The 21,413-nt window shown below is 72.2% G+C and carries 20 protein-coding genes; 10 read left to right on the plus strand and 10 right to left on the minus strand.

Annotated elements, in window-relative coordinates; all coding sequences use genetic code 11:
- Positions 1 to 344: 344 nt before the first annotated feature.
- The gene (locus tag AB4039_RS32435) at positions 345 to 689 is read left to right on the plus strand and encodes a hypothetical protein (RefSeq protein ID WP_266839612.1); all 345 of its coding nucleotides are present in this window, start codon (positions 345 to 347) and stop codon (positions 687 to 689) included.
- A gap of 80 nt (positions 690 to 769) precedes the next feature.
- Here the strand turns inward: AB4039_RS32435 and AB4039_RS32440 are convergent, their stop codons facing one another.
- Both AB4039_RS32440 and AB4039_RS32445 read right to left on the minus strand, forming a co-directional pair.
- Positions 770 to 1,012 carry a chaplin gene (locus AB4039_RS32440; protein ID WP_266839614.1) on the minus strand — a complete coding sequence of 81 codons (243 nt, stop codon included), beginning with the start codon at positions 1,010 to 1,012 and terminating at the stop codon, positions 770 to 772.
- A 156-nt stretch (positions 1,013 to 1,168) separates the two neighbouring features.
- Positions 1,169 to 1,639 carry a hypothetical protein gene (locus tag AB4039_RS32445; RefSeq protein WP_266839616.1) on the minus strand — a complete coding sequence of 157 codons (471 nt, stop codon included), beginning with the start codon at positions 1,637 to 1,639 and terminating at the stop codon, positions 1,169 to 1,171.
- 280 nt (positions 1,640 to 1,919) lie between these two features.
- Here AB4039_RS32445 and AB4039_RS32450 point away from each other — a divergent pair, with 280 nt between their 5' ends.
- Positions 1,920 to 2,330: a rodlin gene (locus AB4039_RS32450; RefSeq protein WP_266839618.1), complete on the plus strand. Its 411-nt coding sequence runs from the start codon at positions 1,920 to 1,922 to the stop codon at positions 2,328 to 2,330.
- A gap of 105 nt (positions 2,331 to 2,435) precedes the next feature.
- Here AB4039_RS32450 and AB4039_RS32455 read toward each other — a convergent pair whose 3' ends face one another.
- Positions 2,436 to 3,077: a vitamin K epoxide reductase family protein gene (locus tag AB4039_RS32455; protein WP_442272460.1), complete on the minus strand. Its 642-nt coding sequence runs from the start codon at positions 3,075 to 3,077 to the stop codon at positions 2,436 to 2,438.
- Positions 3,078 to 3,269: 192 nt separating this feature from the next.
- On the opposite strand from AB4039_RS32455, the gene AB4039_RS32460 reads away from it, so the two are divergent.
- Positions 3,270 to 4,043: a DUF6227 family protein gene (locus AB4039_RS32460; protein WP_266839622.1), complete on the plus strand. Its 774-nt coding sequence runs from the start codon at positions 3,270 to 3,272 to the stop codon at positions 4,041 to 4,043.
- 59 nt (positions 4,044 to 4,102) lie between these two features.
- Here the strand turns inward: AB4039_RS32460 and pfkB are convergent, their stop codons facing one another.
- The 3 genes from pfkB to AB4039_RS32475 all read right to left on the minus strand — a co-directional run bounded on the left by pfkB (position 4,103) and on the right by AB4039_RS32475 (position 7,517).
- Complete coding sequence (gene pfkB, locus AB4039_RS32465) at positions 4,103 to 5,044, minus strand: 1-phosphofructokinase (protein ID WP_442272461.1); 942 nt, start codon at positions 5,042 to 5,044, stop codon at positions 4,103 to 4,105.
- Positions 5,041 to 5,808: a DeoR/GlpR family DNA-binding transcription regulator gene (locus tag AB4039_RS32470; RefSeq protein ID WP_442272462.1), complete on the minus strand. Its 768-nt coding sequence runs from the start codon at positions 5,806 to 5,808 to the stop codon at positions 5,041 to 5,043. Before AB4039_RS32470 ends, pfkB begins: the two co-directional genes overlap by 4 nt.
- 131 nt (positions 5,809 to 5,939) lie before the next feature.
- Entirely contained in the window at positions 5,940 to 7,517 is a 1,578-nt protein-coding gene (locus AB4039_RS32475; RefSeq protein ID WP_442272463.1) for an MFS transporter, read from the minus strand.
- Positions 7,518 to 7,579: 62 nt separating this feature from the next.
- Between AB4039_RS32475 and AB4039_RS32480 the strand changes: the two genes are divergently transcribed.
- A complete protein-coding gene (locus AB4039_RS32480; RefSeq protein WP_442272464.1) occupies positions 7,580 to 8,569 on the plus strand; it encodes a helix-turn-helix transcriptional regulator in 990 nt (329 codons plus the stop codon).
- Positions 8,570 to 8,634: 65 nt separating this feature from the next.
- Here AB4039_RS32480 and AB4039_RS32485 read toward each other — a convergent pair whose 3' ends face one another.
- Positions 8,635 to 9,627 carry a sigma-70 family RNA polymerase sigma factor gene (locus tag AB4039_RS32485; protein ID WP_266839630.1) on the minus strand — a complete coding sequence of 331 codons (993 nt, stop codon included), beginning with the start codon at positions 9,625 to 9,627 and terminating at the stop codon, positions 8,635 to 8,637.
- Positions 9,628 to 10,132: 505 nt separating this feature from the next.
- On the opposite strand from AB4039_RS32485, the gene AB4039_RS32490 reads away from it, so the two are divergent.
- A complete protein-coding gene (locus AB4039_RS32490) occupies positions 10,133 to 10,768 on the plus strand; it encodes a Uma2 family endonuclease (RefSeq protein ID WP_442272465.1) in 636 nt (211 codons plus the stop codon).
- On the opposite strand, the gene AB4039_RS32495 is transcribed toward AB4039_RS32490, so the two are convergent.
- The 3 genes from AB4039_RS32495 to AB4039_RS32505 all read right to left on the minus strand — a co-directional run bounded on the left by AB4039_RS32495 (position 10,671) and on the right by AB4039_RS32505 (position 13,934).
- A complete protein-coding gene (locus AB4039_RS32495) occupies positions 10,671 to 11,453 on the minus strand; it encodes a dioxygenase family protein (RefSeq protein WP_442272466.1) in 783 nt (260 codons plus the stop codon). The genes AB4039_RS32490 and AB4039_RS32495 overlap by 98 nt on opposite strands.
- Before the next feature lie 131 nt (positions 11,454 to 11,584).
- Positions 11,585 to 13,129, minus strand: a complete 1,545-nt coding sequence (locus AB4039_RS32500; RefSeq protein ID WP_266839636.1) for an MFS transporter — start codon at positions 13,127 to 13,129, stop codon at positions 11,585 to 11,587.
- A 91-nt stretch (positions 13,130 to 13,220) separates the two neighbouring features.
- The gene (locus tag AB4039_RS32505) at positions 13,221 to 13,934 is read right to left on the minus strand and encodes a TetR/AcrR family transcriptional regulator (RefSeq protein ID WP_442272467.1); all 714 of its coding nucleotides are present in this window, start codon (positions 13,932 to 13,934) and stop codon (positions 13,221 to 13,223) included.
- A 268-nt stretch (positions 13,935 to 14,202) separates the two neighbouring features.
- On the opposite strand from AB4039_RS32505, the gene AB4039_RS32510 reads away from it, so the two are divergent.
- From AB4039_RS32510 to AB4039_RS32530, 5 genes are all read left to right on the plus strand, one after another.
- Positions 14,203 to 15,480 carry a M6 family metalloprotease domain-containing protein gene (locus tag AB4039_RS32510; protein ID WP_442272468.1) on the plus strand — a complete coding sequence of 426 codons (1,278 nt, stop codon included), beginning with the start codon at positions 14,203 to 14,205 and terminating at the stop codon, positions 15,478 to 15,480.
- Positions 15,481 to 15,818: 338 nt separating this feature from the next.
- Positions 15,819 to 16,307 (plus strand): RidA family protein, encoded by a 489-nt coding sequence (locus AB4039_RS32515; protein WP_442272469.1) that lies wholly within the window; start codon positions 15,819 to 15,821, stop codon positions 16,305 to 16,307.
- A gap of 52 nt (positions 16,308 to 16,359) precedes the next feature.
- Positions 16,360 to 17,316 carry an endonuclease/exonuclease/phosphatase family protein gene (locus AB4039_RS32520; protein WP_266839642.1) on the plus strand — a complete coding sequence of 319 codons (957 nt, stop codon included), beginning with the start codon at positions 16,360 to 16,362 and terminating at the stop codon, positions 17,314 to 17,316.
- Between the two features lie 2,205 nt (positions 17,317 to 19,521).
- Entirely contained in the window at positions 19,522 to 20,025 is a 504-nt protein-coding gene (locus AB4039_RS32525) for a nucleoside deaminase (RefSeq protein ID WP_266839644.1), read from the plus strand.
- Between the two features lie 696 nt (positions 20,026 to 20,721).
- Complete coding sequence (locus AB4039_RS32530) at positions 20,722 to 21,114, plus strand: hypothetical protein (protein ID WP_442272470.1); 393 nt, start codon at positions 20,722 to 20,724, stop codon at positions 21,112 to 21,114.
- Positions 21,115 to 21,413: the final 299 nt, after the last annotated feature.

Consider the following 21,413-nt stretch of genomic DNA (forward strand, 5'->3'; position numbering starts at 1 on the left):
GCGCCCGCGCCGGTCCCGGCGACGGCTCCGGCACCCGCCCGCGCCACGGCGCCGGAGCTGGCCGCGACCGGGGCCGGCCAGGCCGGAGCCGCGGCGGCCCTCGCCACGGCCCTGGTCCTCGGTGGCGCGATCCTGTACCGGCGGTCCCGGATCGCCTGACCGGGAATACCGGTAATCAGAAGAATCGGAAGAAATATCGGCCGGAGAATCCCTTGACGGATTCTCCGGCCGCTGCCGTGCGCCCGTCCGCGTTTCCGCGGCGGCGGGTAATCGTTACCCAGGGCGAAAGCGGCGCGACGGGCGCCGCCGATGCCTCCGCCCACGAAAAGAAGAGGATTTCGATAATGAAGCTCTCCCAGGTCGCCGCTGTCGTCGTCGGCTCCGTCGCCGCCCTCGGCGCCGCGACCCCCGCCTTCGCCGCCGACGCCCCGGCCTCCATGCCCCCCATGAGCGCGACGGGCGGGCTGACCGAGGTGCTGAACGCCGCGGGTCCCGTCAGCGAGTCGCTCCCCCAGACGGTCGGCAACGGGCTGGCCGAGCAGGGCCAGACGGTCGACAAGGCCGTCGGTACCGTCCAGAAGGTCAACACCATCCGCAACAACGCCCCCGGCGAGGTCCTCGGTCTGGCGAACGGCGCCACCCAGGCCTCCCCGCTGCTCGGCGGGGTGAAGCTCAACGGCGGCCAGTGAACCGGTCCCGGACATGACCGTGGGCGCCACCGGCGAGGCCGGTGGCGCCCACGGTCGTGTGGCGCCGACTGGGACGTACGTCAGTCGTTGACGCAGATGTTGCCGAACGCGGGGTTCAGCAGGCCGATGATGTTCACGGAGTTGCCGCAGACGTTGACCGGGATGTGGACCGGGACCTGGGCCAGGTTGCCCGAGAGAACACCGGGGGAACCCACGGCCGCGCCTTCGGCCGAGGAGTCGGCGGACGCGGCGCCCGCGGCACCGGCAACGGCGAGACCGGCGGAGGCCAGGGCCACGGCGGCCTTCTTGGCAGCAGAGTTCATGGGAAGTGCACCTTCTCTTCGATGTCCTGCCCCGATCCCGGGGCTCACACCGAGCGAAACGGTCCACCACCCGAGACGACACGGTTCCGGGCCGGATCTGACCTGTTCAGCCCAATAGTCGTAACCATCGGACCCGGAACCCGCGGTCTGCGCGCGCTAGTTGCGGAGCGGAATGTCGGGAATGGCCGGGATCGCCGGGATCGCGGGAACCAGGGCGTCCACCGGGGGCACGGCCGGAGTCGCCGGCAGGGCCGGAACCGTGACCGGGAGCTTGGGAAGCTCGATCGGCGGGAGCTTGAGATCCGGCAGACCCGGGATGTCCGGCAGGGCGGGCAGTTTCGGCAGCTGGATCGGCGGCAGGTTCACCCCGGCGGGCAGCAGGCCCGTAAGGGACGTGAGGAGGTCCTGCAGCGTCTTGGTGAGGCCGGCGAGGAGGTCGTCGATCGGGCCGGCCGCGACCCGCTCCTCGATCTTCTCCACCTGCCGCTGCACGGACGCCACCCGTTCCGTGACGGCGGCACCGGAACCGTCCGCGGCGCCCGCGGGAGCGGCCGCGCCGGACAGTATGACGACCGCGAGGGCCGACGGGACGAGGACGCGGGCACGGGACGGCTTGGTGCGGTGCATGGAGTTTCCTTCCGTGGTCGCACGAAAGCGGAACAGATTGATCCGCTTCTTCACCCACCGTGCGAACACCTCGTACGGAGCGCAACAGGAACCTGGGCGCGCGGCCGGTCGCAGGGGCTGCGTACGGGCTTCGCGCAGGCGTCCGGAACGGCCTCACCCGGGCCGGGGAAAAGCGCCGCGCGAACGGGCCGATTGAGTGAAGGGGCGGAACCAACCCCCCGACGGGCCAGTTGACCAGGGCGCTCCACCCGTGGGCACCCGTGCGAAAAAAGGACCTGTGATGTTCAAGAAGATCATGACCGCCGCCGCGGTCTCCGCCGTCGCCGTCGGGGCGGGCGCCGCCATCGCGACCCCGGCCATGGCCATCGGCAACGACAACGGGATCAACACCGTCAACGGCAACGGCGCCTCCCAGATCTACGGCAACCAGAAGACCGAGGGCGACCTGAGCCCGCAGCTCGGCCTGGTCCAGGGCACCCTGAACAAGCCCTGCATCGGCCTGCCCGCCAAGGTCAACGCCCAGTCGCTGATCGCCGCCCTCAACATCGGCGTCCAGGACATCAACGTCCTGTCCAACCCGCAGAACCAGCAGTGCACCGAGAACTCCACCCAGGCCAAGGGCGACGAGCCGCTCTCGCACATCCTGGACAACATCCCGGTCCTGTCCGGCAACCTCTCCGCCAACAGCTGATTTCCCGCTCCCCCTTCCGCGTCAGGGCCACGGCGCCCGTGGAGCGAACGACGGGCCCCGGCGGCGTCCAGCCGCCGGGGCCCCCGCACGTGCGGAGCCGCCGGGTCAGGCCGTCCAGAAGTCCCACCACCGGGTGAGGATCAGCATGCCGATCACGCCCAGGTGCAGCGCGGGCGGCGCCCAGCCGAAGTCGGCGAAGAAGGTCCGCAGCGGGCCCGGGGCGGGCAGGATCCCGGTACGGACGTTGTACGCCGTGACCGCCCAGAACATCAGCAGCGTCGCCGTCCAGGCCAGGCAGCACCACAGGCACAGGGCGTTGATCTCGTAGAGCGACTGCACCATCAGCCAGGCGCAGAAGCCGGTGCCGAAGAGGGTGCCGGCGTTCAGTCCCAGCCAGAACCAGCCCCGGTAGCGGGCCCCGGCCAGCAGGCCCGCGGCCACGCAGACCACGACGGCGTAGCCGGCCAGCCCGAGCATCGGATTGGGGAAGCCGAACGCGGCGGCCTGCTCGCTCTTCATCACGCTGCCGCAGGAGACCACCGGGTTGAGGCTGCACGCGGGCTTGAAGTCCGGGTCCTCCAGCAGGAGGAACTTGTCGAGGGTGATCACCCAGGAGGCCAGCAGCCCGGCGGCCCCGGTGACGGCCAGCAGCCAGGCCAACGCCTTTGACGGCGGGGCCGGTTCGCCCTCGGGGCGGTTGCCGGAGCGGCGCTGCTGGCGCGGGACGCTCACTGTATTCGTTGCCATGCCGCCCATATTCCCCCCGATCGCCACATAGCGGCACCAACCCCGCCCAGACGTGCGCAAGTTGACCTGAAGGTGTGGTGGGAACCCCTGATACTTCCCGGACGTTTTACCGAACCCCGGACGTGATGTCAGAGCCAGGGGCTACGTTGTGCTTCCGCGAAGTGACAAGCTGCGACGGCCTGGAGACCCACCTTGAGCGATCCGTACGAGACAACCGAGGCGCACCTCGACCGACTCCTGGGCCGCGCCCTCAACTCCTTCGACCTCCCGGACCCGCTGGTCGAGCGCCTGGGGGCGGCACTCGCCCACAGCTCTTCGCTGTACACCACGCACCACAGCCCGTCGGCGGGGCTGTGGCGGGAGACCCACCGGCACACCTACCTGCTGCCCGACGGCGCCGCCGTCTCCCTCTGGGAGCTGGCCTACCGGCTGAAGGGCGACCGCAGTACCCGGTGCGAGGTGTACGCGGGCAAGGACGGGCTCCGGCTCGCCGTGGCCCGGATCTTCGGTGAGACCCCGTCGGACGCCGTGCTGTCACCGCTCGGGGACTGCGGGGACGAGGACGGGGCCGACGGCGATCTGGCGCTCCTCGGCGCCCTGTTCGCCGCTTCGGCGCCGCGGGAGCGGCACCGCGAGTACACGGTGGAGCAGTCCGCCGACCACGCCCGCCGGGTGCTGCGCCGCGCGGAGAACGCCGACCGCCCCGGGGAGCGGGTGGCGGCGCTGCTGCGCTCGGCCTACGCGCACCAGATCACCCAGGCGTTCGGCGGCCGTCAGAGCCTGGCCGACGGCCGGGACGCCGGTTTCAGCCTGTACGAGCACTCCTTCGTGCTGCTCGACGGGACGGAGCTCAGCCTGTGGGAGGTCGAGCACACGGCCACGCCGGACGGCCGCCACATGTGCGAGGTCTACGAGAGCGAGGCCGCCGCGCGCGGGGCGATGAAGCTGCGGACCCGGGTGCGTTAGCCCCGGGGTCCGTTGGCCCCGGGCCGGACTCCCCCGCCTCCGGCCCGGTCCGCCTCCGGTCAGGCTCCGGTCAGGGGGAGGTCCAGTGGCGGGTCGGCGGTGACACGGACCGCGTCCGGGCGCAGGTCAGCGGGCGTGGGCATGGCGCTGCCCGGGAGCTGTACGGCGGCCGCCCCGTGGGCCAGGGCGCTGGCGAGGGCGGCGGGGCCCGTGCCTCCCGCGATCAGGAAGCCGGCCAGGGAGGCGTCGCCGGCGCCGACGTCGCTGCGGACCGCCGTGACGGGGGCGGTGCCGTGGAAGGCCCCGTCCCGGGAGACCAGGAGCTGGCCGTGTCCGCCGAGGGAGGCCAGGACCGCGCTCGCGCCGAGGCCGACCAGTTCCTCGGCGGCCTTGACCGCGTCCCCCAGGGTGGCCAGGGGGCGGCCCACCGCTTCGGCGAGCTCCGCCGCGTTGGGCTTGACGACGTCGGGGCGGGCCTTCAGGGAGGCCAGCAGGGCCGCCCCGGAGGTGTCGACGGCGATGCGGGCGCCCGCCTGGTGGGCGCGGGTGACGATCTCGGCGTACCACTGCGGCTCCAGGCCGCGCGGGAGGCTGCCGCAGCAGGCGATCCAGGCGGCGTCGGCCGAGGAGGTGCGCACGGTGTCGAGGAGGAGGGCGGACTCGGCCGCGGTGAGCTCCGGACCCTCGGAGTTGATCTTCGTGAGGGTGCCGTCGGGTTCGGCGACCGCGATGTTCGACCGGGTCGTTCCGGCGATGGTGACGGCGGTGACGTCCACGCCCTGGGCTCCGAGGAGTTCGGCGAGCAGGGCGCCGGGGGCGCCGCCGAGCGGGAGGACGGCGGTGGCGTGCACGCCGGCCGCGGCGACGGCCCGCGCGACGTTGACCCCCTTGCCGCCGGGGTCGACCCGGTCCGCGGCGTCGCGGTGCACCTCGCCCCGGACCAGCGCGGGGACTTCGTAGGTCCGGTCGAGGGAGGGGTTGGGGGTGACGGTGAGGATCATACGAGCACGACTTCCGTACCGGCGGCCTCGATCGGGGCCTGGTGGGCCGGGTCGAGCCCGGTATCGGTGATGAGGACGTCCACGTCCGCGAAGGAGCCGAAGCGGGAGAAGCGCTCCTGGCCGGCCTTGGCCGAGTCGGCGAGGAGCACCACCTGGCGGGCGGCGGCGATCGCGGCCCGTTTGACGGCGGCCTCGGCGGGGTCGGGGGTGGTCAGGCCGACCTCGGCGGTGAAGCCGTTGGTCGCGAGGAAGAGGACGTCGGCGCGGATCTCGGAGTAGGCGCGCAGGGCCCAGGCGTCGACGGCCGCGAGGGTGCGGTGGCGGACGCGGCCCCCGACGAGGTGGAGGTCGACGCCGGCGTGGTCGGCGAGTCCGGCGGCGACGGGCAGGGCGTGGGTGACCACGGTGAGCGCGAGCGTCTCGATGCGGGCCATTCCGGCCGCCACGCGGGCGACGGTGCTGCCGGCGTCGAGGATGACGCTGCCGCCGAGGGGGAGCCGGGCGAGGGCGGCGGCCGCGATGCGGTCCTTCTCGTCGGGGGCGGCGGTCTCGCGGGAGGTGAGGTCGGGCTCGAAGCCGAGCCGGCCCGCCGGGATGGCCCCGCCGTGCACCCGGCGCAGCAGTCCGGCGCGGTCGAGGGCGGTGAGGTCGCGGCGGACGGTCTCGGAGGTGACCTGGAACCGCTCGGCGAGGGAGAGCACGTCGACCCGTCCGGCTTCGCGCGCGAGGCGCAGGATCTCCTGTTGACGCTCGGGTGCGTACATGTGGGTTTACGTCCGTTCGATGCCCGGTTGCGTGACCTCGGCTCCGACGGTACCCGCACATGGGGGATAAAACCAAGCTAAACGGACATGCCCGCCCTCAAGGGCGGGCATGTCCGTGCGCGGGACGGAGCCTAGGCGGCCGGGGCCGGGGCCGGTGCGACCGCGCCCTCGCCGCCGCTCCCGTTCTCGTACTCGCGCTGCTGGTCGGCCATCGAGACCTGCTTGCGCGGCAGCAGGAACATCACCGCGAAGATCAGGACGAGGACCGCCACGACCCACCACAGGGCGCTGCGGAAGGCCTCGACGTAGGGCGGACCGTAGATCATGTCGTCGTCGAGCACACCGAAGAAGACGACGGAGGTCAGGCCGAGGCCCAGGGCGTTGCCCATCTGACCTGTGGTGTTGATCAGGCCGGAGGCCGATCCGGCGTGCTCGCGCGGCACCTGGGAGAGCACGGTGTCGGTCAGCGGCGCCACGATCAGGCCCATGCCCAGGCCCATGACGATCAGCGGGGCCGCCATCTGCCAGGACGCGATGCCCATGCCGTAGTGGTCGGACTCCCAGATGTAGAGGAGCAGACCGGCGGCCATGAGCAGCGCGCCCGCCTGGAGCACCTTGCGGCCGAAGCGCGGGACGAGCTTCTGGACGGAGATGCCCGCGGCCGCCGAGACGGCGATCGAGAAGGGGATGCCGGTGGTGCCCGCGCGCAGGGCGCTCCAGCCGAGGCCCATCTGCATGTAGAGCGTCCAGACGAGGAAGAAGATGCCGGTCGCGATGCCGAAGGTCAGCTGGACGGCGATACCGCCGGCGAAGCTCTTGACCTTGAAGAGGGACAGCTCGACGAGCGGGGAACCGTCCTTGCGGATCTTGTACTTCTCGTAGAGGACGAACGCGGCGAAGACGACGGGCGCCAGGCCCATGCAGACGAAGCCCCACAGCGGCCAGTCGTTCTCCCGGCCGTGGGTGAGCGGGAAGATCAGCATGACCAGCGCGAGGGTGGCGAGCACGACGCCGACCAGGTCGAGGCGCAGGGCCTTGGGGGCCTTGGACTCGGTGATGAACCTGCGGCCCATGAGGATGGCGGCGATGCCGACGGGCAGGTTGATCAGGAAGATCGGGCGCCATTCGAGGCCGAAGATGTTCCACTCGGTGAGCAGCGCGCCGAGCATCGGGCCCGAGACGGCACCGAGGCCGATGATCGCGCCGAACATGCCGAAGGCCTTGCCCCGCTCGTACGGCGGGAAGGTGACGTGGACGATCGCCAGGACCTGGGGGACCATCATGGCCGCCATGGCGCCCTGGAGGATGCGGGAGGCGACGAGCATGGAGGGGTCGGCGGCGATGCCGCAGAGCAGCGAGGCGGCCGTGAAGCCGGCGACCCCGATGAGGAAGAGGCGCTTGCGCCCGTAGATGTCGCCGAGACGGCCGCCCGTGATCAGGCCCGCCGCGAAGGCGAGGGCGTACCCGGCGGTGATCCACTGGATCGCGCTGGTGGAGGCGCCGAAGTCCTGGCGCATGCTCGGTATCGCGATGTTGACGATCGTGACGTCGACCAGGTCCATGAAGGCCGCGGTCATCACGATGGCGAGCGCCAGCCAGCGGCGCGGGTCGACGGGTGAGCCGGTTGCTTCTGCCGGGGTGGCGTTCCGCTCTTCTCGTACGGGCCCGTTCGTTCTTTCGGGCGATGTCTTGGACGTCTCGGTGCTCATGGAGAGAAACCTAGACGGGATGTAGGTCAGATGGTGTCCGCATTCGCTGGCAATCTGGGTCCATGAACGACACCCCTGCCCGGCTGCTCACCCTGCTGTCCCTGCTCCAGACCCCCCGCGAATGGCCGGGCAGCGAGCTGGCGGCCCGGCTGGAGGTGAGCGCGCGGACGATCCGGCGGGACATCGAGCGACTGCGCGACCTCGGGTACCCGGTGGAGGCCTCGCGGGGCGCGGAGGGCGGGTACCGGCTGGTGGCGGGCGCCGCGATGCCGCCGCTGCTGCTCGACGACGAGGAGGCGGTGGCGATCGCGGTGGGGCTGCGGGCGGGCGCCGGGCACGCGATCGAGGGGGTGGAGGAGGCTTCCGTACGGGCCCTGGCGAAGCTGGAGCAGGTCCTTCCGGCCCGGCTGCGGCACCGGGTGGGCGCCCTGCAGTCGGCGACGGTCGCGCTGACGCGGGGCGACGGCCCGAGCGTGGACCCGCGCACGCTGACGACGATGGCGGGGGCGGTGGCCGGCCCGGAGCGGCTGCGGTTCGCCTACCGGGCGCGGGACGGGGCCGGTTCGCGGCGGCTGGTGGAGCCGTACCGGCTGGTCAGTACGGGCAGCCGGTGGTACCTGGTGGCCTACGACCTGGAGCGGGAGGACTGGCGGACCTTCCGCGTGGACCGGGTGAGCGAACCGTTCGCGACGGGGGCCCGGTTCGCCCCGCGGGAGCTGCCCATGGACGCGGCCGCGTTCGTGCGGCGCGGGCTGCGGGGCGGGGAGACGTACCCGGTCGAGGTGTCCTTCGCCGCGCCGCCGCGGGAACTGCCGGGGTGGCTGCGCGAGACGGCCGAGGCGGAGGGGGAGGGCTCCTTCGTGCGCTTCGAGAGCGGGGACGCCCCGGAGTGGGTGGCGGCGCGGCTGGCGCTGACGGGGGTGCCGTTCACGGTGCGCGGGCCGGAATTCCTGGCGCGCAGCGCGCGGACGCTGGCCGGCCGGCTGGCGGCGGGGGCAGGGGTGGGGGCCGGGGCGGGCGACCCGGACGGGGACGGCGCGGGGCGGGAATGAGGGAGCCCCGGCACCTGGGGGGGGTTAGGTGCCGGGGCTCGTCCGGGGGGCTGGACGCGGGCCGGTCAGGCCACGGCGTCGAAGCCGGTGTCGCGGGCCATGCGCTTGAGTTCGAGCAGCGCGTGCTTCTCGATCTGCCGGATCCTCTCACGGGTGAGGCCGTGCTGCTTGCCGACCTCCGTCAGGGTCCGTTCGCGGCCGTCCTCGATGCCGTACCGCATCTTGATGATGGACGCCGTGCGCTGGTCCAGCTTGCCGAGGAGGTCCTCCAGTTCCTCGCTGCGCAGCAGCGAGAGCACGGACTGCTCGGGCGAGATCGCCGAGGTGTCCTCCAGGAGGTCGCCGAACTGGGTGTCACCGTCGTCGTCCACCGACATGTTGAGGCTGACCGGGTCACGCGCCCAGTCCAGGACGTCGCCGACGCGCTTCTCGGTGGAGTCGAGTTCGGCGGCGATCTCGGCGTGCTCCGGCTCGCGGCCGTTCTCGCGGTTGAACTCGCGCTGCACCCGGCGGATCCGGCCGAGTTCCTCGACCAGGTGAACGGGGAGGCGGATGGTGCGGGACTGGTCGGCGATGGAGCGGGTGATGGCCTGGCGGATCCACCACGTGGCGTACGTGGAGAACTTGAAGCCCTTGGCGTAGTCGAACTTCTCGACGGCGCGCACCAGGCCGGCGTTGCCCTCCTGGATGAGGTCGAGGAGGGGCAGTCCGCTGCGCGGATAGCGGCGGGCGACGGCCACGACCAGGCGGAGGTTGGAACGGATGAAGACTTCCTTGGCGCGCTCGCCCTCGGCGGCCAGGGCCTCCAGCTCCTCGCGCGCGGGCTCCTCGCGCGCGGGGCCCTCCCCCTCGCGCTCCGTCGCCTCGTCGAGGATCTGCCGGGCGTAGACGCCCGCCTCGATGATCTGCGAGAGCTCCACTTCCCTGGCGGCGTCGAGCAGCGGGGTGCGCGCGATCTCGTCGAGGTACATGCCGACCAGGTCGCGATCGGCGATCTCCCCGCCCACAGCGCGGGCGCTGCTAGTGGACTGACGACGGGCGACGGCGCGGGTTGCCATGCGTGCTCCCTTGCGATGCGGTGAGTCGGTCGCGGTGCGTCCTCGGACACTCTCCCGAGTGCCCGCTTCCGAAGGAAACAACGACTGGAATCGGGACAGAATTCCCCAGCCGGTCCCTGTTTTCCGAGATCTTGCAGTATCCTGCCCCGCCGCTCTTTACACGGAGCTGACAGAGACGTGGCGGGAACTCGCGGAGGCGCAGGTCAGGCCGGGGGCGAAGGCCGCTGCGCACACCCTCGCGGACCCGCCCGGCCACCACGCCGGTGAGACCGCCGTCACATCCGTACGGCGCTTTCCACTCGGCCCCGGCGCCATTCCCGGCCGCACTTCCGCCCCTGAAGACGGGCCGTACCGGCTCCTGGTTGCCTGGACTGACGATCGAATACCCGGATTCACGACAACCGGAACATTTTCGACATTCCTGCTCCCGGCTCGCCCCCGCCCCCGCCCCACCCCCACCCCCACCCGCCCGGGTGAGGTATCGGCATATCCCACCGGCAAGGCCATGGAACTCCCCGAGGGCTACCGCGCCGAGATCATCGAGGGGTTCATCGAGGTGTCACCCACGGGTCGCTACGCACGCGGACAGGTCGCGAACCGGGCACGCCGCGCCTTGGACGCATTCCCGGCCGGCGGAGAGTTCGCAGCACACCAGGACATGATCGTCATCCACGGCCGCGAGGCGTGGATCCCCGATGTGTTCATCACCCTGGAGGACGCCGAGGAGCACGACCGAGGACGGCCTCGGGATCGACGCCTCGGCCGCCCGTCTGATCGTCGAGGCCGTCTCCCCGGCGGCGACGGCATCACCCGCGACCGCACCCGCAAGCGTCGTGCCTACGCGCGGGCCGGGATCCCCGTCTACGTCCTGATCGACGACCACGACGACGGCGGCACCGTCACGGTGCTCAGCGCGCCCGGTCCCGAGGCGGCCGTCTACGCCGACGAGGTCAGGACCGCCTACGGGTCCGGCGCCACCGTCCCGGAGGGCCCCGCCAAGGGGTTCACCGTCGGCGAGGAGATCACCGGGCCCCGCCGGGGGGCTAGCCGAACTGGAGGGAGCGCTTCGAGAGGCCCATCCAGAAGCCGTCCACCGGGGTCCGCTGGGCGCCGAGGTCGGCTTCGGCGGCGCCGAGGGTGACGAAGAGCGGGGCGAAGTGTTCCGTACGGGGGTGGGCGAGGCGGCCCGCCGGGGACTTGGCCTGGAAGTCCAGCAGTGCGTCCACGTCGCGGGCGCCCAGGGCCTCGCGGCCCCACGCGTCGAACTCCGCCGACCAGCCGGGCACGCCGGGGCCGGTGTGCCGCAGGGCGGCCAGGTTGTGGGTGAAGAAACCRCTGCCGACGATCAGTACGCCCTCGTCGCGCAGCGGGGCGAGCTTGCGGCCGATGTCCATGAGCCGGGCCGGATCCAGGGTGGGCAGGGATATCTGGAGCACCGGTACGTCGGCGTCCGGGTACATCTCCACGAGCGGGACGTACGCGCCGTGGTCCAGGCCGCGGTCCGGGATGTCCTGGACGGGAGTACCGGGGGCCCGCAGCAGCTTGCGGACCGAGGCGGCCAGCTCCGGGGCGCCGGGAGCCTCGTAGCGGACGCGGTAGTAGTGCTCGGGGAAGCCCCAGAAGTCGTAGACGAGCGGCGCCGGTTCGACGGCGCCGAGGGCGAGCGGGGCCTCCTCCCAGTGGGCGGAGACCATCAGGATCGCGCGCGGCCCGGGCAGGTCCGCGGACCAGGCGGCGAGCTCGGACGGCCAGAGGGGGTCGTCGGCGAGCGGCGGGGCCCCGTGACTGAGGTACAGCGCCGGCATGCGGGGGGTGGCGGTGGTCATCGGGGGCTCCTCGGTCAGCGGTGCGGGGCCGCGGCGGGCGGTGCGGCCCCGCTCCACAAAGACTAACCCCGCTTCGTTCAAATTTGAACGAAGCGGGGTGTTCAGTCATTCCCGTACCGCCGGCGCCCCCGTCAGTGGGCGATCACCGGAACCTTGAGCCCGGCGTCCTCGGAGCCGGCGCCCGCACCGCCGGCCACCGGACCGCCGGAGCCGGGACGGCCCGTGGTGATCAGGGTGAACGCGATGGTCGCGCTGATCGCCAGGATGCCGACGGCCCACCAGATCGCGGCGGAGTAGCCCTCCACCATGGCCTGGGCCTGGACCAGCTTCCCGGCCGCGCCGCCCGCCGCGGCCTGGGCCGCGTGGTCGGTCAGGTACGCGGTGGTCGCCGAGGCGGCGATGGTGTTCAGCAGGGCGGTGCCGATCGCGCCGCCGACCTGCTGGGAGGTGTTGACCATGGCCGAGGCGACGCCGGCGTCGGCCGGGTTCACCCCGTACGTGGCCAGGGACATGGCCGGCATGAAGGCGGTGCCCATGCCCAGGCCCAACAGCAGCTGCGCCGGCAGGATCAGCGCCGGGTACGAGGAGCCGACCTCCAGCTGGGTCAGCAGCAGCATGCCGGTGGCGGCGAGCAGGAAGCCCGGTCCCATCAGCAGCCGCGGCGCGACGCGGGTCATCAGGCGGGCGCCGATCTGGGTGGAGCCCGTGATCATGCCCGCGATCATCGGCAGGAAGGCGAAGCCGGTCTTGACGGGCGAGAAGCCCTTCACGACCTGGAGGTAGTAGGTCAGGAAGAGGAACAGGCCGAACATCGCGATGACGGCGAGACCCAGCGAGAGGTAGACGCCGCCGCGGTTGCGCTCCAGCAGCACGCGCAGCGGCAGCAGCGGGGACTTCACCTTGGACTCGACGGCCACGAAGGCCAGGAGCAGCGCGGCGGAGGCGATGAACAGGGACACGGTGATCCCGTCCGACCAGCCCGCGGACTCGGCGCGGGTGAACCCGTACACCAGCGAGACCAGACCCAGGGTCGAGAGGATCACGCCCGGGACGTCGAGGCGGGCGCTGTTGCGGGAGCCGGCCGGCTCGCGGATGACCATCCAGGCACCGGCGGCCGCGACGATCGCGAAGGGGATGTTGACGAAGAAGGTCCAGCGCCAGTTGAGGTACTCGGTGAGGAACCCGCCGAGGATCAGGCCGACGGCGCCGCCGCCGCCCGCGATCGCTCCGTAGATGCCGAAGGCCTTGGCGCGCTCCTTGGCGTCGGTGAAGGTGACGGCCAGCAGGGAGAGCGCGGCCGGGGCGAGCAGCGCGCCGAAGGCGCCCTGCAGGGCGCGGGCACCGAGCATCATCGCCTCACCGGTCGCCGCGCCGCCCAGCGCGGAGGCCAGGGCGAAGCCGGCGAGCCCGGTGATGAAGGCGTTCTTGCGGCCCCACTTGTCGGCGATGCGGCCGCCGAAGAGCAGCAGTCCGCCGAAGGCCAGCGCGTACGCGGTGATGACCCACTGGCGGTTGCCGTCCGAGATGCCGAGGTCGGTCTGGGCGGAGGGGAGCGCGATGTTCACGATGGTCGCGTCGAGGACGACCATCAGCTGCGCCAGCGCGATGAAGACCAGGGCCTTCCAGCGACTGGGATCGGCGCCGGCCGGCGCGGGGGCCGCGGCTGTTTTGGACATGGGGGTACCCACTTCACTGTGCGGAATGACTGAAAGGAACTGATAAGAACCGAAATGCGGTGTTGAAGCTAGGTGATGCCGGCCGGTCGCGTCACATGGTTTTACGCCTCAGGTCTTGCAACGTGGTTGCGGCGCCCGGCAGTTGGGAGCGGGACGGAGCCCGCAGCCCGTCGAGGAAGAGCTGGAGGTGGCGGTGGACGAAGCGGTCCGCGCCCATGCAGTCCGTCCCCGGCAGGGGGCGGCTGAGCTGGGACAGGGCCACCATCAGGTCACCCACGCCGATGTCGGTGCGCAGCAGCCCCTCGCGCTGACCGGTGGCGACCAGGGTTTCCACGGCCGCCTCCAACGCGTCGCGGGCGGCCAGGAGTTCGGGGTGGTCGCGGTCGAAGTCGGCGGAGAGCATGGGGCACAGGGCGCCGATCCGCTCGTCGGCCGCGGCGTGCGTGAAGCGGCAGAGCGCGGCGAAGGCGTCCGGCTCCTCGGCCAGGGAGTCCTCGGCCTGGGCCGTGACCCGGTCCATCACGTAGAGCACCACGTGGTGGACGAGGGCGGCCCGGTCGGGGAAGTGCCGGTAGAGGGTGGCGTTGCCGACGCCCGCGCGGCGGGCGATCTCGTCGAGCGGGGCCTCCGCGCCGGTTTCCACGAGCATCTCGCGGGCCGCCGCCAGGATCCGCTCCCGGTTGCGCACCGCGTCGGCGCGCGGCTTCGGGACCCGGCCGGGGGCCGCGRCGGAGCAGGCGGCGGGGGCGCCGAGGTCCACGCACGCCTCGGGGGCGGTCGCCGGCGTACGGCTGGAGCTCTTCATCCGGGGCCTCCCTGGGGCTGGAACTCGTACGGGCCAATCGGCGCCGCCAAACGGGGAGCCGGTCCCCGCTTAGCGGGACTCCCATGCAAACGGGGATTACGTCCCCGGTTATTTCACTCTTGAGTGTGACCCCGACCACATATACATTTGGGCTGTTTCGTCTCATTTGGGCGCTTCCGACGGGCGGGTGCGCCGCGGCCGACGGAGGGTGAGCGCACAGAGCGCAGTCCGGACCCGGCCGGCTGCCGCGGACCCGAAGGCGATCTCCATGCCGCAGACCCGCCACCGGATACGCAGACCCTGCCGCACCGGCGCCTACATCGGCCTGACGGCACTGGCCCTGGGCGTCACCGCCACCGCCAGCACCGGCATATCCGGCCGCAGCCACTCGGCCGCCGGCCCGGTCGCGGCCAGCGCGGAGTCCGTCCTGGCACCCTGCCGGATCGCCGGGACCATGGGCGTCCAGATGTCGGAGGGCCTGCCGACGCCCCCCGGGTACTCCCGGTCGACCGGCGAGGTCCGCGCACTGAACCTGATGATCGACTTCCCGGACGCCAAGGGCGAGGGCTCGGCACTGGACCGGCTGGCGGAGTTCTTCCCCCAGACCTCCGACTGGTTCCGCACCAGCTCCTACGGGCGGCTCACCTACCGGGCCGAGGCTCCGATACGGAACTGGCTGCGGATGCCGATGCCCTTCGCGGCGTACGGGATCGAACGGGGCTCCGCCTACGAGCCCGGCTACCGCCGGCTCGTCGAAGACATCGCGAGGGCCGCCGACCCCGAGGTGGACTTCAGCCGGTACGACCTGATCAACATACTGGTCACCCCGAACGCCGGACCGTCCGCCCTGGACACCGTCCTGTCGGTCACCTTCTCCGGCAACGGGGAGGCCCCGATGGCCGACGGGGTGCCGCTCGCGAACACGTCCTTCGTCTACAGCCGGCAGGACGACGGCTCCGGCACCTACCGTGAGACCGGCTACCGGGTGCTCCCGCACGAGAACGGGCACGTCTTCGGGCTGCCCGACCTCTACACCCCGGACGGGGGCGGCACGGTTGGCCACTGGGACATCATGAGCGAGGACTGGGGAGCCAACAACGACCTCCTCGGCTGGCACAAGTGGAAGCTGGGCTGGCTCGACGGCTCGCAGGTCAGCTGCGCCTCCACATCGGGGGTCAGCGACCACGTCCTGTCGCCGCTGGCCGTCGAGGGCGGGACCAAGCTGGCCTTCGTCCCGCTGTCGGAGAGCGCCGGGTACGCCGTGGAGGTCCGCACCCGGGCCGGGAACGACGAGGCCGTCTGCAAGCCCGGCGTGCTCATCTACAAGGTGGACTCCGAGGTGGACACCGGGCGCGGCCCGGTGTCGGTCGCGGACAGCGCGAGCGGGAGCGGCGGCTGTACGCGGCGGCCCAACGTGCACGCGGAACTGTCGGACGCCCCGTACCGGCCGGGCGAGACCTTCACCGACGAGAAGACGGGGATCAGCGTCTCGGTGGTGGGCGAGCTGCGCGACGGCAGCTTCCAGGTGCGCGTGACGCGGCCGTGAGGGGGCGGGGGCGGGGGCGGGCGGATCCCCGGGAGCGCGGATCCGGCAGGGCGGCGGATCGGGAGGGCGGATCCGGGAAGGCGGCGGATCGGGAGGGCGGATCCGGGAAGGCGGCGGATCGGGAGGGCGGATCCGGGAAGGCGGCGGATCGGGGCGGCCGGCGGATCCGGGAAGGCGGCGGATCGGGGCGGCCGGCGGATCCGGCTCACCCGGACGGTCGCCCCCGCCGACGGCGGGCCGCCTGATCCCACCCTGATGGAGGAGTGCTTTCACCGGCTTTCGGCACGGGATGCGGGCATGGTCGAAACACTGATCCGCTTCCCCCGGAGGAGCCCGTCGTGACCGCCACCCCCACCACCCCCGAAGAGCGCCTGGCCGCGGCCGGTCTGGAGCTCCCCCCGGCCCCCGCGCCCGTCGCCGTGTACGTACCGGCCGTCGTCAGCGGGCACTACGTCCACACGTCCGGCCAGCTGCCCATGGTGGACGGCGCCCTGCCGGTGACCGGCAAGGTCGGGGCCGAGGTCGGCGCCGACCTGGCCAAGGAGCTGGCGCAGCGGTGCGCGCTGAACGCGCTGGCCGCCGTCGCGTCGGTGGCCGGGGACCTGTCCGCCGTGAAGCGGGTGGTGAAGGTGGTCGGCTTCGTGGCCAGCTCCCCCGGCTTCACCGGGCAGCCGGGCGTGGTCAACGGCGCGAGCGAGCTCCTCGGTACGGCCTTCGGCGACGCCGGCATCCACGCGCGCAGCGCGGTCGGGGTGGCGGTGCTGCCGCTGGACGCCCCCGTGGAGGTGGAGATCACCGTGGAGCTGCACGCCCCGATGGGGGTGTGACGGGGCGCCGTCGCGCGAGAACCCGGCGGCGCGCACGCGCGTCCTCGCGTACGTGACCACGCGCTCCGGAACTCCGCGTCTTCCCGCCGGCCTCCGTCGCGGGGGGATCACCGCGGCCCTCGCGGTCCTCGCCGCCCTCGTGATGCTGCTGCACCAACGGCTCCCGGGCGGGGCCGCGGCCGGGCACGCCCGGAGTCTCGTACAGACCTTCCTGCCGTGGACCGGGCTGCTGGTGGTGCCGCTGCTGGCGGCCGCCCTGCTGCGGCGTTCCCGCCTCGCTCTCGGCGCCGTCCTGGTGCCCGCGCTGGTGTGGGGCCTGCTCCACGGGCGCACCCTGGCCGGCGACCGCAGCGGCGACGGCCCGGCCGACCTCACCGTGGCCACCCACAACGTGGACGACGCCAACCCCGACCCGGTGGGCACCGCGCGGGCCGTCGCCGCGTCCGGGGCGCAGCTGATCGCGCTGCAGGAGCTGACGCCGCCCGCGACGGGCGCGTACGAACGGGCGCTGGCGCCGAGCCACCCGTACCACGCCGTCGAGGGCACGGTCGGGCTCTGGAGCACCTTCCCGTTGCGCGACGTGGACGCGACGCCGGTGGTGCCGTGGCGGCTGGTGCTGCGCGCCACGGCCGACACCCCGCGCGGGCCCGTCACCGTCTACGTCGCCCACCTGCCCTCGGTCCGGCTGGGCGCGGGCGGTTTCGCCACCGGGCGGCGCGACGCGGCGGCCCGCCGCCTGGCCGCCGTACTGCGGGCCGGTCCGGGGGGACGGACCGTACTCATGGGGGACCTCAACGGCACCACGGAGGACGACGCCCTGGCGGGCGTGACGAACCGTTTCACCCCCGCCCAGGCGGCGGGCGCGGGCTTCGGCTTCAGCTGGCCGGCGGCACTGCCGGTGGCCCGGATCGACCAGATCCTCGTCAGGGACCTGACGCCGGTCTCGGCGTGGACCCTCACGCGCACGCCGAGCGACCACCTCCCGATCGCGGCGGCCCTGCGCTTCTGACGCCTGCCCGGCGCGGCGCCACGACGATTCCGGGGACCGTCTCGGGGCGGCCGCCCCGGGGCGGCCCTCTCGGAGCCCGTACCGGAGCGTGCGGCGCCGGTTCAGCGCTGGCCGGAAGACGCCCTACCGGAAGTCGCGAATCCGACCGTACCGGACACGGGCACAGCGGGGTTCCGGTTCCACGGAACGCCCGCGATGATCGCGGGCCCCGCCCACCCACCACCGGAACATCCGAATTCCGCCGCCCCGCGGATCCGCGTACCGACGGGCCGGGCCCGTGCGCGAGCCGGGCCCGATGGAAAAGCTCCTGACTTCACCCGGCACGAAGGAAAGAACCTGTCCCAGACGTTATCCGCCCGGAACATCGAGATCGCCTGGCCCGACCTGGGCATCACCGTTACCGCGGAACTCGACGACCGCAATCCCGCACTGGCCGACGCCCTGTGGGAATCGCTTCCTTACCGGAGCCTGCAGGGACACGCGCTGGTGGCGGGAAGCCACCTCTATCACGTGGCCCCGATCCATTCCCTCCTGCACCTGCACGCGTCCCCCCGCATTCCCGACCGACGCGACGCGCCCGACGGAACGGTCTTCTGTTCCGCGCTGCAGCACCTCGGCATCGAATACGGCCCCCTGACCGAACCGATGCCCGCATCCCCCGTCGGCCGGATCAGGCCGGAGGACCTACCGGCCCTGCAGGAAGCGGGCCGGGCCATCCGGGACGCCGTCTACTCGACTACTCGACGAAGAAGCCGATCGTGGCCGAGGTCCGCAAGGCCCGGCCAGGGAGGCGGCCACCGCGTACCCCGCCTGACCCCCACCGACCTCGACGCGAACTCCCTCATCCACGACGTCCACGCCGAGACCGAGCGGATCCGGCTGGATGAACCCACCGAACTCGCGGGTCTCCACCAGAGCTTCATCCCCTCCGGCGCCGGTACCCACCAGACGGTCCTGCCCACCTCCTCTTCGTCAACGGCGAGACCCGCCCGCTGGTCTACGCCGCCTACGGAGGCGTCATCCGGGCCGGCGTCGCGGACATGCCGATCGAGTCGCTGCGCCAGGAGCGCCCCGCCGGAGCGGGCCTGCGGCCCTGACGGCACGTACCCCGCAGGCGGAGCCGCTCCGGCGGCCGGCGGTCGCGTACCGCACCGACGGGAACGGCCCGCTCCGGTCCCTCGACGACACCCGGCACGTGCGCCGACCCCTGCCCGTTCCGCCCGCGCCACCCGCCCGCCCCGGCTCCCCGGGGCGGGCGGACCCGTTGCCCGGCACACCGCGTGGCGGCCCGCCGCGGGCGACGGCCGGAACGCACCCACCGACGTGATCGCGCCATATCCTGCGGCCCGACCGGCGTTCCGCTCCGCCTCCGCCGGCAGGTGCCGCGCCCCTCGGGGCCGCCGAATCCGCACCGCCGACCTGGCCGCTGCACTAATAACCAGCGGTGACATGACGCGCGGACCAACTCTCGTAGAAGTCTACGAAGAGCTGCTCTCAGCCTGCGGAGTTTTCATGTCTTCGCCCCCTAGCTGATTCCGGCCGGTTGGCTGTGTACTCCTCACAAGTCGCAATGCAGCGGGGGGGTCGTGTCTGTCGTGTCCGCACGGCGGCCACATGCGAGAGGCGTTCGTGTGATGCCGGATTTCCGCTCGGGAACTCGCTCTTCCTGACATCTCGCGGAACGAAGGGGAAAGCCTTGACTGAGTCGATATCCGGCCCGCACACAGGGACCGCCTGCCCCGGTCCGGGTGTCACCGTCAGCGCGGAACCCGGCGTCCGAAATCCGTCGGCCCCCGCGCGGGCCGGATCCCCTGGGAACCAGGCGGTCCGCCCGCATCCCTCCTCGGACGGACCCGACCGGAAGGGATGCCGGCCCCGCACGCACCCGGTCGGACCTCGCGGGACGCCGGAGGCCACCCGCGCCGCGGACGACCCCACCCGGGCCGCGCGTCACGAACGCCCGACGACCTGACCTCCGTACGCAGGTCCCGGCCGAAAGCCGCCGGGGGAAAAGCTCCGACTCCGGCCCCCTCCCCAGCGTTCGACCCGCCCCGGCCGGACGCTCCCGCCCCGAGCACACCCACGACACCGCCGACGGCGCCGACTTCAAGACGGCCCCCGCGGGCCCCCTTGTTGTCCCGGATGCGGTGTTCCGCACAGGCAGAGCATCCGGAAAGTCCCCCACCTTCTCCAAAAGGAGCGATCATGACCGCGCACACCGAAGAGATCAGCATCCAGGAACTCCAGCGTGCCTGGATGGACGAGGCCATCAAGCTGGCCACCAACAGCGTGGCGAACGGCGGTGGCCCCTTCGGCGCGCTGGTCGCAAAAGGCACCGAGATCGTCGCCGTCGGGAACAACCAGGTCACCGCGAACCTGGACCCGACCGCGCACGCCGAGGTGAGCGCGATGCGCGCCGCCTGCAAGGAGCTGGACACCTTCTCCCTTGAGGGCTGCGTCCTGATCACCTCGTGCGAGCCCTGTCCGATGTGCCTCACCTCGGCACTCTGGGCACGCGTGGACCGGATCCTCTACTGCGCCGACCGGCACGACGCGGCGGTGGCCGGCTTCGACGACCTCAAGTTCTACGAGCTGTTCGAGAAGAAGCCCGCGTCGCTGTGGCCGACGCCGGTCGAGCAGCTGCAGCTGCCGACCCGGACGGCGCCCTTCAACGCGTGGCTGGCCAAGTCCGACCGCATCGACTACTGACCCGCTCCCGGTCCTCCGTCACTCCGGGAGCGGCGGAGGACCGTCGCGCACCGACGGAGCCACGACCGGCGGGCCGCGCCGGGGCCGGTGGACAGGTCCGGGCGGGGGCGCGCGTCGGGCCGCGGGGCCTCCTCGAAACCGAGCCGCGGAGCCGCGCCCTGATCCGCCACCCTGTCCCTGGGTTGCCCTCGTGGCGGCCCAGGATCTGGCCGAGGCGAGCGGGACTCTCACGCAGAGCATCCGGCCACGTCTCACGCAGGACCCCGCCTTCGTGGGGCTTGCGGGAAACCTCAAAGGCGCAGGTCAGGGAAGTGCTGCGGATGCGTCTGAAAACACTTCGCCACCTGTACCGGAACGCAATACTCATCACCCCAGCTCAGAGGCGTGAGGATCACCTCACCCCCGGTGGGCGCAGTCACCCCCTGAAACCCACACCATCGGTAAGCTCTCGCGGGCCTTTCGGGCACTACCACGTCCGGCATCTGCGGGGCCCGATAGGTACGCTCAGTGAACCCCCCGCTACGACTGTGCCGCCTCGGCCATGGCAGAGCGTCCAATGCCGCCCGGGGGTAGGCGCCGGCCATCGTCGGCGAGCTTGCCGCCGCGTGATCGCCGTGGATCTCTGCGGCGTGGGCTTTCCCCAGGTCGCCCACTGACATCGGGCAGAACTGGAGGAGCTACGGACCGAGGTAGGACATGAGCAAGTCCGGCCCCGACGTTCGTAACCCGGGGAAAGACGAGGACCGCAGCGATGGCCGCCGGGATCAGCGACCACGGAGCCTCCGCCCCGATCTGCTCCCCGTACCAGGTACTGGTCCACCCGACAGCCCCGATCACAGCCAGCGCAGCCATGACGTGCAGCGTTTCCCAAAGAGCAGTCCTGTCTCGAACCGGCTCCAGATCCTTGCGCTCATCCTCGGGCAGCAGGGAACCGAGACGGCCGGAAGCGTAGCCCTCCGCGACGAGGATCAGAAGCCGGGACCGCTCTCGTGCACCGTCGGCAGTCTCGGCATCCAGTCGAAGCTCCGCCCTGCGCAGCGCGGCCACGACCAGTCTGGCGTGCCGATCGATGTGCCCGCGACGCGGTGACGAGCGAGGAATCAATCGGCACCGGCGGCGTGCTCGTAGTACGGCACGCTTCCGTGGCGCGGAGGCTCTTCGAAACAGCCTGGAGCGTGACAGGCCTGAGCTTGGCAGGTACAGCTACGAGCCGGGCGCATTCCGCGATTGTCCCGAGGGCATGGATCACGGGCAGCGTCAGGGCAAGCACGCTTCGTGAGCGTGGGGCACGGAGGGCCATCGGTTGTCTCCAACCGGAAGCTTCCGCCGACCAGGTTCCAGGCGTTGACCCGTTGAACGGACCGCAGCCGGTGCTGGCCGGATGCTGC

The organism is Streptomyces sp. M-16 (assembly GCF_052114405.1).
Lineage (GTDB): Bacteria > Actinomycetota > Actinomycetes > Streptomycetales > Streptomycetaceae > Streptomyces.

Coding starts and splice junctions, on each gene's coding strand:
- AB4039_RS32435 (WP_266839612.1), top strand. CDS start 345: ATGAAGCTCTCCCAGGTCGCCGCTGTCGTCGTCGGCTCCGTCGCCGCC.
- AB4039_RS32440 (WP_266839614.1), bottom strand. CDS start 1,012: ATGAACTCTGCTGCCAAGAAGGCCGCCGTGGCCCTGGCCTCCGCCGGT.
- AB4039_RS32445 (WP_266839616.1), bottom strand. CDS start 1,639: ATGCACCGCACCAAGCCGTCCCGTGCCCGCGTCCTCGTCCCGTCGGCC.
- AB4039_RS32450 (WP_266839618.1), top strand. CDS start 1,920: ATGTTCAAGAAGATCATGACCGCCGCCGCGGTCTCCGCCGTCGCCGTC.
- AB4039_RS32455 (WP_442272460.1), bottom strand. CDS start 3,077: ATGGCAACGAATACAGTGAGCGTCCCGCGCCAGCAGCGCCGCTCCGGC.
- pfkB (WP_442272461.1), bottom strand. CDS start 5,044: ATGATCCTCACCGTCACCCCCAACCCCTCCCTCGACCGGACCTACGAA.
- AB4039_RS32470 (WP_442272462.1), bottom strand. CDS start 5,808: ATGTACGCACCCGAGCGTCAACAGGAGATCCTGCGCCTCGCGCGCGAA.
- AB4039_RS32475 (WP_442272463.1), bottom strand. CDS start 7,517: ATGAGCACCGAGACGTCCAAGACATCGCCCGAAAGAACGAACGGGCCC.
- AB4039_RS32480 (WP_442272464.1), top strand. CDS start 7,580: ATGAACGACACCCCTGCCCGGCTGCTCACCCTGCTGTCCCTGCTCCAG.
- AB4039_RS32485 (WP_266839630.1), bottom strand. CDS start 9,627: ATGGCAACCCGCGCCGTCGCCCGTCGTCAGTCCACTAGCAGCGCCCGC.
- AB4039_RS32490 (WP_442272465.1), top strand. CDS start 10,133: ATGGAACTCCCCGAGGGCTACCGCGCCGAGATCATCGAGGGGTTCATC.
- AB4039_RS32500 (WP_266839636.1), bottom strand. CDS start 13,129: ATGTCCAAAACAGCCGCGGCCCCCGCGCCGGCCGGCGCCGATCCCAGT.
- AB4039_RS32510 (WP_442272468.1), top strand. CDS start 14,203: ATGCCGCAGACCCGCCACCGGATACGCAGACCCTGCCGCACCGGCGCC.
- AB4039_RS32525 (WP_266839644.1), top strand. CDS start 19,522: ATGACCGCGCACACCGAAGAGATCAGCATCCAGGAACTCCAGCGTGCC.
- AB4039_RS32530 (WP_442272470.1), top strand. CDS start 20,722: ATGAGCAAGTCCGGCCCCGACGTTCGTAACCCGGGGAAAGACGAGGAC.